This window comes from Brevibacterium sanguinis, assembly GCF_003315415.1.
Lineage (GTDB): Bacteria > Actinomycetota > Actinomycetes > Actinomycetales > Brevibacteriaceae > Brevibacterium > Brevibacterium celere_A.
The window spans coordinates 262,847-274,533 of record NZ_QNSB01000003.1; the positions used below are offsets into that span (position 1 = coordinate 262,847).

Consider the following 11,687-nt stretch of genomic DNA (forward strand, 5'->3'; position numbering starts at 1 on the left):
ACGACCTCGGCGCCACCGTGAGCGCGGACGTGATCAGCGGATAGACTGGGCACATGGTCATCGATCTCCATGCGCACACGGCGTTCTCCGATGGTACACAGAGCCCATCCGAACTCATCTCCGAAGCATCGATGGAGGGGATCGACGTGCTGGGCATCACCGATCATGACACGACAGCCGGGTGGGCCCCGGCGGAGGAGGCGGCCCGCGTCTACGGGCTCGGCCTCGTGCGCGGGATGGAGATCTCATGCCGGCACGAGGGGATCAGCGTCCACATCCTCTCCTATCTCCACGACCCCTATGACACGGGTCTCGCCGAGGTCGTCGAGGAGACCCGCCGGTCCCGCCTCGACCGCACGCACCTCATCATCGAGCGACTGGCCGAGGACTATCCCATCGACATGGACGCCGTCCTCTCGGTCTCCGGAGAGGATGCGACGATCGGACGCCCGCACATCGCCGACGCCCTCGTCGCGGCGGGCATCGTCGAGACGCGATCCGATGCGTTCGCCTCGATCCTCTCCAGCCGCGGCAAGTACCACGTGACGCTGCCGACGATCGATCCGCTCACCGCGATCCGGCTCATCCGCGAGGCCGGCGGAGTCTCGGTCTTCGCCCACCCGCGGGCGGCGATGCGCGGACTCGTCGTCCCCGATCAGGCAATGCGGGACTTCATCGACGCGGGCCTCGACGGTCTCGAGGTCGATCACCGCGACAATCCTCCCGCCGAACGGGAGTCGATGCGCCGGCTGGCCCAGGAGCACGACCTCATCGTCACCGGGTCGAGCGACTACCACGGGACGGGCAAGCCGAACCGCCTCGGCGAGCATTCGACCTCGCAGCGGATGCTCGACCGGCTCCTCGAGCGCGCGGCCTCCCGACCCGGAGGCGTCGACTTCATCCAGGGCTGAGCCCGGTCGGCTCACTTCGACGGCGAAGCGGACTCCCCGGACTTCGGTGCCGACTCCCCGGCGGGGGACTTGTCGGTGTGGGCCCGGGAGGCGCGGCCGACGGGCTTCCCGCCGCGGGTGCGCCGACGTTCGCGGGTCCTGCGGGTCCGCTTCTGGGCGGCGTCCTCGCCCGATTCGTCCGCCGCGGACTGGCCGCCGCGATCGCGGGAACCGCGGCCGCGCTCCTGGGACGCGCCGCCTCGACGGCGTTCGCGCTTCCTCTCACCCGAGGCGTCCTCACCGGAGGGCTCGGACTGCTGCCGGGGCAGGCGACCCTTCGTGCCCTTCGGGATCCCGAGGTCGGAGAAGAAGTGGGGCGAGGTCGAATAGGTCTCGGCGGGGTCGTCGTGGTCGAGGCCCAGCGCCTTGTTGATGAGCCGCCAGCGGTGCAGGTCGTCCCAGTCGACGAGGGTGACGGCGACACCGGACTTGCCGGCCCGGCCCGTGCGGCCGATCCGGTGGACGTAGGTCTTCTCGTCGTCGGGGCACTGGAAGTTGACGACGTGGGTGACGTCGTCGATGTCGATCCCGCGGGCGGCGACATCGGTGGCGACGAGGACGTCGATGTGTCCGTCGTGGAACGACTTCAGCGCCCGCTCGCGCTGGACCTGACCGAGGTCACCGTGCAGGGCGCGGACGGCGAAGCCGCGGTCGGTGAGCTCGGCGGCGAGCTTGTCGGCGGTGCGCTTCGTCCGGGTGAAGATGATCGTGCGGCCCCGGCCCTCGGCCTGGAGCAGACGGGCGACGAGTTCGTCCTTGTCCATCGAATGGGCGCGGTAGACGAACTGGGTCGTGTTCTTCCCGGTCTGGGACAGGTCGTCGTGGTCGTGGGCGCGGATGTGGGTGGGACGGTTCATGTAGCGACGGGCCAGAGTGATGACGGCGCCGGGCATCGTGGCGGAGAAGAGCATCGTCTGCCGCTGTGCCGGCACAGCGTTGATGATCCTCTCGACGTCGGGGAGGAACCCGAGGTCGAGCATCTCGTCGGCTTCGTCGAGGACGACGGTGTTGACCTTGTGGAGCTTGAGCACCTTGCGGCCGTAGAGGTCGAGGAGCCGGCCCGGGGTGCCGACGACGACGTCGACGCCGGTCTTGAGCGCCTGGATCTGCGGTTCGAAGTCCTTGCCGCCGTAGATCGTGATGATGTCGATGGTGCGCTGGGTCGAGGCGGTGACGAGGTCGGCGGCGACCTGCTTGGCCAGTTCGCGGGTGGGGACGACGACGAGGGCCTGGGGGAGGCGGACCTCGGAGTCGGATTCCGCCTCGTCGCGGCCGACGACCCGCTGGAGCAGCGGGATCCCGAATCCCAGCGTCTTTCCGGTGCCGGTCTTGGCCTGGCCGATGATGTCGGCACCGGACAGGGCCACGGGAAGGGTCAGCGACTGGATGGGGAAGGGGTGGGTGATGCCCGCGGCGGCCAATGCGGCCACGATCGGTCCGGAGACCCCGAGCTCTGCGAAGTCCGCTTCTGTCTGCGCCATGTGTGTTTCTCCTTTTAGCGCATTCGCGCTCGTCATGGTCGTGAACCGGTACTCTTGGCTTATGCCCGATTCTGCTCCGTTGGCCGATAAAGACTCTGCAACCACCACCGCTGCGACGCTCGCGCTTCTGGCGTTCGGTGAGCTCACCGATTTCGAGCAGATGGCGACCAACGCCACCTCCGCTGCCCGCTGGGACGACAAGATCGTCCTCGCGCGGCTGGCCTCGCAGTCCTTCGCGAACTTCGAAGAGCTCTCGCGGCACATCGGGGATCTCGGCCGGGATGTGGTCGAACTGTGTCGGCACTTCGAACCGACGTTCACCGTGCTGGCCGAGAGGACACGTCCTCGTGACTGGCACGAGAGCCTCATGAAGGGCTTCGTCTTCGACGGAATCATGAATGACTTCTACCGCACGGCCGTGGACGAACTCGAGGAGCCCGGTTACAGCCTGGCAATTACAATTCTCGATGATACACGGGCGATGGAATTTGTCCGCAATCGTCTGACCGAGGACGTGGCCGAGGACACCCAGCTGGCGTCGCGTCTGGCCCTGTGGGGACGCAAGCTCGTCGCCGAGACCCTGGGTCGGGCCCGCCACATCCTCACCGATCCCGTGCTCGGCGTCGACGAGGCGGTCGTCGTCGACGCGATCCCGGCGGTCACGGCGAACCACTCGAAGCGGATGTCGGCCCTGGGCCTCGTGGCCTGATCCCACTCGGGCGCCGCCCTCGGGGAGCGACGGCTCCGGCCCGCCCCGGCGGTGTGGGGGCGGGCCGGGGCCGGCTCAGATCGCGCCGAAACCGACCCTGCGCACCGTTTCGCTGCCCATCTCGACGTAGCCGAGAGACGCGGCGGGAACGAGCACCTGCCGGCCCTTGCTGTCGGTGAAGGTGAGCAGGGACTCCGCGCGGATCGACTCATCGATGCGGGCGGCGAGCTCCTTGGCGCTCTCGTCCGTGTCGAGGACGATCTCACGGGGGGAGTGCTTGACGCCGATCTTGATTTCCATTGTTCTCCTTGCAGGCTCGTGTCGAGGCGGGTGGTGACCGCCCTCAGCTTAACGTCGGTGGACCGCACTTTCTTCCGCCGCCTCGGCGCCCTCGGGACCGCCTCCGCGCGGCTCGATGATCGGGCGCGCACCTCGGCGACCGTGCTCAGGTCGTCGCGAAGGACTTCAGCCCGCCCCAGCTGAGCTGGGTGAGCAGGTCGACCGTCGCATCGATGTCGACGTCCTTGGCGGACTCGATCTGCTTGATGACCACCTCGGCGGTGCCGATGAGGGTCCGGCACAGCAGCCGGGCCTGGGCGTCATTGAGATCGGTGAAGCTCTGCAGGGCGTCGACGATGTGGGAGGCCGACTCCTCGCGCAGGGCGCGGATGCGCTCCTGGGCCTCCGGTTCGTAGACGTCGGAGTTGAAGAGGATGACGAATTCCTCGCGATGCGAGATGACGAAGTCGAAGTAGGCCCGGTACGTCGCCCGCACCCTCTCGTGCGGGTCCGTCGTCGAGCCCAGGGCCGCCTGCACCGAGGTGGTGAGATGAGTGGCGGAGGCGTCGATGAGCGCGAGGTAGAGCTCCTGCTTCGAGGTGAAGTGCTGGTAGAGGACCGGTTTCGACACACCGGCGGCCTCGGCGATCGTATCCATCGAGGTGGTCCGGTAGCCGCGCGTGGCGAAGACCGAACGCGCGACGCTCACCAGCTGGTCGCGACGCTGCTCACGGGGCAGTCTCTGCTGTGGACTCGACATTCCTCAATGTTACGCGAAGAACCGGCGTCGACCCCGGTCAGACGCGCAGATCGATTCGTGTCCATGCCTCGTGATGGAATACGGATATGGACGAAATGGCAGCGACGACCGCGGCGCGGCTGCGCGCTCGCGAGTCGGTGACGATCATCGGCCGACCGGGCACGGGGAAGACGACCCTGCTCGAGGTCGTGTACGCGTCGCTCGTCGGGGAGGTCAGCCCCGCCGAGGTGCTCGTCCTCACCCCCAATCGCGCCCATGCCGCGGACCTGCGCGACCGGCTGCCGGTGCCCGCCGAGGCGGTGCTCTCCTCCGCGCCGGCACGCAGCATCTCCTCGTACGCCTTCGGCATCGCCCGCGCCGCCCACAGCACGCGCACCGGCGATGACCTCGGGTTCGTCTCGGGAGCCGACCAGGACGTGATCCTCGCCGATCTCCTCGCCGGCCACGAGCTCGGCCGCGGCAGCGCACCCGTGTGGCCGGGCGAGATCACCGCCGAGGTGCGCGCGACCTCGGCGTTCCGCACCGAGGTCCGCGATGCGCTCAACCGCATCATGGAGTTCGACTTCGGGGTCCGGCTTCCCCCTGCCGAGGACGGCCACCTCGTGTTCGACTCCGGGCGCAGCGCGATCCGTCGCGTGCTCGCCCGTCACCGGGACCCGCGCTGGGAGGCGCTGTCGCGGATCCTCGACGAGTACCTCGGGATCATGAGCATGCCCGGCTACGGCGGCGTCGACTCCGCGACCGTGCTGGCCCGAGCCGCCTTCGAGGTGCTGCGCGAACCCGCCGACGTGACCGCCGGCAGGCCGTGGTCGTTCGCTCCCGAACCCGTTCCCTCCGTCGTCCTCGTCGACGCCGCGCAGGATCTTCCTGCCGCGGCGTGGGGCCTGCTCGAGCAGCTGCAGGAGCGCGGCTGCGCGCTCGCGCTGTTCGGATCGCCGGAGACCGTGACCGGGCGGTTCCACGGTGCCGACGCCTCGATCCTCGACCGCAGCGTGCACAGCGGCCGGTTCACCACCCTCGTCCTCGGTGAGGTCCGGAGGGTCGCCCCCGAGCTCGTCGCCGTCGGCGACGACATCGCCCGGCGCATCACCACCCGCTGGGGGCTGGGGCACATTCCGCGCACCGCCGGCTCCGACGATGCGCAGGCGGAGGCCGCGAGCGTCGAGACGCACGTGTTCTCGAGCTCCGCGTCCGAGCACCGCTACCTGGCCCGACGGATCGCGGGCTTCGTCGAGGACGGCCATCGGTGGTCGGACGTGGCCGTCGTCTGCCGCACCACCTCGACGGCGCGCGTACTCGCGAGCGAGCTGCGGGCCTCGGGAATCGTCACCGAGCACATCGTGTCCGCCCTGAGCATCGATCCGGCCACCGCTCCGCTGCTGGGGCTGCTCGAGCGGGCTCCGGACTTCGACGACGACGCGTCGATCGCCGCCCTCGCCCTGTCTCTGGCCGGCAGCGTCTACGTGCGCCTCGACGCGGTGCAGCTGCGGCGGTTCCGGCGCCTCGTCCGCCGCCGCTATCCGGCCGCGGACAGCACCGCCTCTCTCGCCGAGGCGCTGCGCGCGGGACCCGCCGAGTCCGGCATCGCCGGCCTCGAGACGATCACCCGGATGCTCGTCGCGGCGAGCGAGCACAGCTCCGCGGACCCGCATCAGGCGCTGTGGGCGATCTGGGAGGCCGCGCAGGTGGCCGAACGGTGGCAGGCCGAGGCGCTGCGTGACCCCGAGTCCGACGCGAACGCCCACCTCGACGCGGTGCTGCGCCTGTTCACCCTCGCCGAGAAGATCGCCGAGCGGGGAGGCTTCACCGCCCGTTCCTTCGCCGGCATCGTCGCCGAGCAGGACATCGCCCAGGACTCCCTGGCCGCGACCGCCGGATTCGACGACGTCGTCCACATCGGCACGCCCGCCTCCCTGGCCCATCGCCGCTACGGCATGGTCGTCGTCGCCGAGGTCAATGACGGGGTCTGGCCCAACCCGAAGCTGCGCGGAGGGATCCTCGGGCTGACGGACCTCGCCGCGGCGCTCGACACCGGGACGACCGTGACCGCCGACGCCGGCTACCACTCGCATGCGAAGCGGACGAACCTGCGCGAGGAGGGGGAGCTCTTCTACACGGCGCTCACTCGAGCCGACGACCACGTCCTCGTCACCGCGGTCGCCGATGACCAGACCGGACCGTCCCCGTTCTTCGACCTGCTCGCGGCGCGCAGAGGCGCGGCGGACTCGGAGGACGGCTACGTCCTCACCCACGAGGACGAGCTGCCGCCGCTGAGCGTCACCGAGATGGCCGCCCACGCCCGGGCCCGGCTGCTGGAGGCCGCCGCCGCGGGCGACGAGCCCGGTGACGAAGCGCGACCGTGGGTCCGGCTGCTGCGGGCCCTCGGAGACGCGGACCCGACGCTCGCGGGCCCCGCGGCATGGCGCGAGACCGAGGATGTCAGCTCGAGCGCGCCCCTCTGCACCGACGACGACACCGTCCGGGTCTCGCCCTCCCAGGTCGAGGCCTTCGACAGCTGCTCCCTGCGCTGGTTCCTCACCCGCAACGGCGGTGACCGGCCCGGCGGCGTCGCCCAGAGCCTCGGCACGATCCTCCATGCGGCGGCCGAGCGCTTTCCGACCGGGCCCACCTCGGCGATCCGCGACTTCGTCGACGCCGAGTTCGCGACCCTCGACTACTCGGCCGAGTGGGAGCGGGCGCGCGATCACGCGCTCGCGATGTCGATGGTCGACCGCCTCGGCGAGTACATCCTCAACGCCCCCGGCGAGGTGCTCGGCGTCGAAGCCCAGGTCAACGCCACCGGCGTTGACGACGAGGGACGCGAATGGGCTGTGACCGGGCGCCTCGACCGCATCGAGGCGACCGACGACGGCGTCCGGATCGTCGACTTCAAGACGGGCAGGACCGTGGCGGCCGGAGCCGACATGGCCCGGCACGCGCAGCTGGGCGTGTATCAGGAGGCGATCAACTCGGGCACGATCACCCTTCCCGACGGTCGGGTCATCGAGGCGAGGGCGCAGGGCGCGGAGCTCGTCTACCTCCGCAACTCCTCCCGCACCGTGCGGGAGCAGGCGGCACTCGAGGCGGATTCCGAACCGGACTGGGCCCGGAGGCTCCTCGCCGAGGTGTCGACGGGCATGCGGGCGGCCGAGTTCCCCGCCACCGTCGATCCGAGCAGCTGCCGCAGCTGTCCCGTCCGCTCCTCCTGCCCCGCGGTGGGACCCCGACTCATGGAAGAGGGCTGATGACCTACTCCGCCGACGACCTCGCCCGGCTCACGGCCGCCGATCCCGCCCGGGCGTTCCCGCCCAGCCCCGAGCAGCGGGTGATCATCGAGGCCGACCCGACCGCATCGATGAAGGTCACCGCGGGTGCCGGTTCGGGGAAGACGACGGTGATCTCCCAGCGGGTCGTGTGGCTCGTCGCCAACGGTCACGTCGCCCCCGAGGAGATCCTCGGTCTGACGTTCACCCGCAAGGCCGTGGGAGAGCTGGGCAGCCGGATCCGCGTGCTCCTGTCGAGGCTGCGGCACAATCTCGGGCTGTCCTCGCCGACGACCCTGCCCGGCCTCGACTCCCCGACGGTGTCGACCTACAACTCCTACGCCGCCTCGATCGTGTCCGAGCACGGGGCGAGCATCGGGATCGAACCCGAGACCGTGCTCCTCGACGAGGCCGGGGCCCACGCGATCGCCGCCGAGATCGTCGACGCCGCTCGGGTGGAGGACGTTCCGCCCGATGTGGCTCGGGAGACGATGATCTCCGACATGATCGCCCTGGCCGGGGCGATGAACGACCACGGACGCGACGCCGACGAGGTCACCGCCTACCTCGAGCGCTGCCTCGCCGCTCTCGTGTCGAGCAAGGGCAAGGAGATCGACGTCCCGCGGCGGAGGAAGATCGAGGCGAAGATCCGGACCGCGCGCCTGGCCGGGGCCTACATCGACGCCAAGCGCCGACACCTGGCCATGGACTTCTCCGACCAGGTCCGGTTCGCCCAGCGGATCGTCGAGCGGGTCCCGGCCGCCGTCGAGGCGGAGCGGAAGCGGTGGCGGATCGTCCTGCTCGACGAGTTCCAGGACACGTCCGTCGCCCAGCTGGCGCTGCTGAAGAGCCTGTTCGCCGACACCGCGGTGACCGCTGTCGGCGATCCCCGGCAGGCGATCTACGGATGGCGCGGGGCCAGCGCCGACAACATGGTCCGGTTCGCCGGCGACTTCCGCGATGTCACGTCGCTGTCGCTGAGCACCAGCTGGCGCAACGACCGCAGCATCCTCACCGTGGCCAACCGGATCGCCGACGGCCTCACCGACAGGGAGACGCCGTTGACCACCCGCCCCGACGCCGCGGCAGGCGCGGTCGAGGTGAGCATCACCCCGGGCGCCCACGATCCCGACCACGTCACGGACGGCCTGGCCGCTCTCGCCGACTGGGTCGGCCGGCTGCCGGCGGGGTCGACCAAGGCGGTCCTGTGCCGCAAACGCGCCCATTTCGCCGCCGTCGCGACCGCGCTCGAGGCCGCGGGATTCGCCGTCCACGTCCACGGCTCGTCCGGTCTGCTCGCCGATCCGTTCGTCGCCGACGTCCGCGCCCTCCTCACCGTCGCCGTCGACCCCCTGGCCGGTGAGAACCTCATGCGGCTTGTCAGCGGTCGGCTGCTCGGCCTCGGTGCCGTCGACATCGCCGCCCTGTCGAGGTTCACCCGGCGTCAGAACGACCATCGGATGGCCGACCTCGAGCGGCGCAGCTCGGGCACCGAGACCGACGGCGACCGCCCGGCCGTCATCGCCGAGACGATCGACCAGCCGACGATCGTCGAGGGCATCGACGAGCTCATCGACGTCGCCGCAGCGCTCTCCGCGGCCGACGACACCGAAGGGCGGTCCCGCCGGCTCGACGCGGAGACCCGGCGGGCGCTGTCGAGCTTCCGCGAATCCGGAATGAGCCCGACCGCCCTGGAGCGCCTCGTCCGTCTCGCCGAGGCGCTGCGGACCATCCGCGCCGCCACCGGCAGCGTCGCCTCCGTCATCCGCACCGCCGTGGTGGCGACGGGTCTCGACTCCGACATCTGGGCGCTGAGCGATTCGCTGCGCAACCTCCACCGCTCGGCCATCGACTCGCTGCTGTCGGCGGCCGGCACGTACTCCGCCGCCGATGAGCAGCCGACGGTCGCGGGATTCCTCGACTGGCTCTCGGTGATGGAGGAGAAGGACGCCCTGAGCACGGCCGAGCCGACCCCGGACTCCGATGTCGTCAACATCATGACCGTCCATGCCTCGAAGGGGCTGGAGTTCGACGCGGTCGCCGTCCCCTCACTCGTGACCAGGGACTTCCCGACCCTGCCCCGGGACAAGGAGGGATGGATGGAGCGCACGGCACTGCCCTATCCGCTGCGCGGCGACCGGGCCCACCTCGTCGACTTCGACCTCAGCACCGTCGAGGTCGAGACGGTCAAAGAGCTCAAGGAATGGATCTCCGAGGTCATCCAACCGCAGATCGAGGACGCTCATGCCGCGGAGGAGCGGCGCCTGGCGTACGTCGCCTTCACTCGCGCCAAACACCACCTGTGGCTGGGGGCGGAGAGGATGAACGGGCGCGCCAACCCCGACGACCCGTCGCCGTTCCTCCTCGAGGCCCTCGACGCGCTCGGGCTCGAGGCGAGCATCCCCGACCCCGCCACCGAGACCCCCGATCAGATCGTCGAGACCGCGACGTGGCCGGTCCCGCGCTCCCGGACGGTCGCGACCGCCCGGCAGGCGGCGCGGTGGGTCGACGCGGCGGAACCCGCGGCGTTGGCCGATCTCGTCACGGAGCCGGCACCCGTGGGGGAGTACGCCCGACGCGCCGAGCGGATCCTCGCCCGTCCCGCGCGGATCACTGCCGCGGCCATGCCGGGGCGCCTGTCGGCGACGTCCCTCGTCTCGTGGCGCCGCGACCCCGCGGCGTTCCGGACGCAGACGCTGCGGCCGATCCCGACTCCGCCGAGCCGTGCCGCCGGGATCGGGACCGCCTTCCACAGCTGGGTCGAGCAGCACTACGGCCAGGCGAGCATCGACATCGACGAGGACGCAGCGGTCGGCTCGGGCGACGCGGAGACGATGGCCCGACTCCAGGAGACGTTCCTCGCCTCAGAGTTCGCGACCCGTCACGCAGACCACGTCGAGCTGTCGTTCGAGCTCGTCCTCGGCCGGTTCAGGGTGCCCGGGAAGATCGATGCCGTCTTCATCAGCGGGGACCACGCGGAGGTCGTCGACTGGAAGACGTCGAGGAAGCCCGACGCCGCGACGCTCGAGGTGATGAAGTGGCAGCTGGCGCTGTACCGTCTCGCGATCCGCCGCAGCCATCCGCACATCGCCGAGGTGACCGGGACGTTCTACTTCGTCGGCAGCGACGACGTCGTCCGGGTCACGGACCTGCCCGAGGAATCCGAGATCATCAGCTGGCTGGAGGCCGAGGAGGATCGGGCTCGCCGGATCGGTCCTCGGCAGCGGGCTCAGACGCCGACACCGGCCGATCGCGGAACAGGACGTCGTTGAACGAGCCGAGCAGTTCGGCCGCATCGGCGACGGCCTCCTCGTCACCGGAGTCGACGGCCTCGAGCAGCCAGTCGAGGACCGCGAACTCGGCGAGGAGCTCGGCGCGGGTGACGACGTGCTCGTCGGCGCGGGGACGGGAATCGCGGTACTCCCTGAAGAAGGTCGGCAGGACGGCAGGATCGAGCAGGGCCGAGGCGGCCGCGAGGTCGATCGCCGGATCGGCGACGCGCAGCCGACCGATGTCGGCGAGCGCGAGGACGCGCTCCTGGTCCGTGTAGACGCTCATCTCGTCGATCGAGCCGTGGATCGGAGTGGCGAGGAAATGCCACAGGGAGACCTTCTCGAACTCCTCCTCCCAGTGCTGGAGGAGGGTCGCCGGGACGCGACCGGTTCCCGCGGCCTGGTCGAGCCTCTCGAGGATCTGGAACTGCGAGCGCGACGGGTCCTCGACGGGGAAGCCGGCATCGGCGACGGACTCGACCGCGGCGGAGTGGACCGTCGCGAGCGCCTGCGCCAGCGAGCTCGCGCGGGCGACGTCGGCGATCGGGTCGTCTCCCACGGGGGCTCCCGGAAGGGGATCGGTGAGGGTGACGGTCGTCGGCTTCGGGGTGTCGAAGCAGGAGGCATCGACCTCGGTGATGGCCCGCAGGTGGGGCCAGGTGAAGTCGGCGTGCGGATACATGGACTCGTAGAGTCGGCCCGCCTCGGCGACGGTGGCGGAGTCGGCCGTGCGGTCGAGCCGGGTCTGGGCGGTCGCGACGAGCCGTCGTTCGCCGTCGTCGACGAGGATCCGGATGCCCTGTCCCAGGGCCGGAAGCGGAATCCATGTCGTCGGGGCGAAGTCATCGAGCATCGTCGCCGCGACTGCTGCCAACTTGAGCGCCTTCGTATCCACGCCTCACAATCTACCGCGTGCACGAGCGCTTGGCCGGTTTTGGCCTCCGAGCGTGTCAGCCGCCCCGTCGCGCCCGCT

Annotated in this window: 8 protein-coding genes; 4 read left to right on the plus strand and 4 right to left on the minus strand. The window is 70.4% G+C overall.

What is annotated here, in order from left to right; translation table 11 throughout:
* The first annotated feature begins 53 nt into the window (after positions 1 to 53).
* Positions 54 to 911 (plus strand): PHP domain-containing protein, encoded by an 858-nt coding sequence (locus tag DFO65_RS05600; RefSeq protein WP_113903431.1) that lies wholly within the window; start codon positions 54 to 56, stop codon positions 909 to 911.
* An 11-nt stretch (positions 912 to 922) separates the two neighbouring features.
* Here DFO65_RS05600 and DFO65_RS05605 read toward each other — a convergent pair whose 3' ends face one another.
* Entirely contained in the window at positions 923 to 2,431 is a 1,509-nt protein-coding gene (locus DFO65_RS05605; protein ID WP_113903432.1) for a DEAD/DEAH box helicase, read from the minus strand.
* Between the two features lie 79 nt (positions 2,432 to 2,510).
* Here DFO65_RS05605 and DFO65_RS05610 point away from each other — a divergent pair, with 79 nt between their 5' ends.
* Positions 2,511 to 3,140: a ferritin-like fold-containing protein gene (locus tag DFO65_RS05610; RefSeq protein WP_245940498.1), complete on the plus strand. Its 630-nt coding sequence runs from the start codon at positions 2,511 to 2,513 to the stop codon at positions 3,138 to 3,140.
* A gap of 75 nt (positions 3,141 to 3,215) precedes the next feature.
* Here DFO65_RS05610 and DFO65_RS05615 read toward each other — a convergent pair whose 3' ends face one another.
* Together DFO65_RS05615 and DFO65_RS05620 are read right to left on the minus strand one after the other, a co-directional pair.
* Positions 3,216 to 3,440, minus strand: a complete 225-nt coding sequence (locus tag DFO65_RS05615) for a DUF3107 domain-containing protein (protein ID WP_113903434.1) — start codon at positions 3,438 to 3,440, stop codon at positions 3,216 to 3,218.
* A gap of 145 nt (positions 3,441 to 3,585) precedes the next feature.
* A complete protein-coding gene (locus tag DFO65_RS05620) occupies positions 3,586 to 4,179 on the minus strand; it encodes a TetR/AcrR family transcriptional regulator (protein ID WP_245940499.1) in 594 nt (197 codons plus the stop codon).
* An 86-nt stretch (positions 4,180 to 4,265) separates the two neighbouring features.
* On the opposite strand from DFO65_RS05620, the gene DFO65_RS05625 reads away from it, so the two are divergent.
* Complete coding sequence (locus DFO65_RS05625; protein ID WP_113903435.1) at positions 4,266 to 7,424, plus strand: UrvD/REP family ATP-dependent DNA helicase; 3,159 nt, start codon at positions 4,266 to 4,268, stop codon at positions 7,422 to 7,424.
* Positions 7,424 to 10,714: an ATP-dependent helicase gene (locus DFO65_RS05630; protein ID WP_113903436.1), complete on the plus strand. Its 3,291-nt coding sequence runs from the start codon at positions 7,424 to 7,426 to the stop codon at positions 10,712 to 10,714. Before DFO65_RS05625 ends, DFO65_RS05630 begins: the two co-directional genes overlap by 1 nt.
* Here the strand turns inward: DFO65_RS05630 and DFO65_RS05635 are convergent.
* Entirely contained in the window at positions 10,614 to 11,609 is a 996-nt protein-coding gene (locus tag DFO65_RS05635) for a protein kinase family protein (RefSeq protein WP_181778630.1), read from the minus strand. The two genes, DFO65_RS05630 and DFO65_RS05635, sit on opposite strands and share 101 nt — an antisense overlap.
* Positions 11,610 to 11,687: the final 78 nt, after the last annotated feature.

What these genes read in the sequence shown, in the direction of transcription:
- DFO65_RS05600 (WP_113903431.1), top strand. Translation starts at nt 54, where the DNA reads ATGGTCATCGATCTCCATGCGCACACGGCGTTCTCCGATGGTACACAG.
- DFO65_RS05605 (WP_113903432.1), bottom strand. Translation starts at nt 2,431, where the DNA reads ATGGCGCAGACAGAAGCGGACTTCGCAGAGCTCGGGGTCTCCGGACCG.
- DFO65_RS05615 (WP_113903434.1), bottom strand. Translation starts at nt 3,440, where the DNA reads ATGGAAATCAAGATCGGCGTCAAGCACTCCCCCCGTGAGATCGTCCTC.
- DFO65_RS05620 (WP_245940499.1), bottom strand. Translation starts at nt 4,179, where the DNA reads ATGTCGAGTCCACAGCAGAGACTGCCCCGTGAGCAGCGTCGCGACCAG.
- DFO65_RS05625 (WP_113903435.1), top strand. Translation starts at nt 4,266, where the DNA reads ATGGACGAAATGGCAGCGACGACCGCGGCGCGGCTGCGCGCTCGCGAG.
- DFO65_RS05630 (WP_113903436.1), top strand. Translation starts at nt 7,424, where the DNA reads ATGACCTACTCCGCCGACGACCTCGCCCGGCTCACGGCCGCCGATCCC.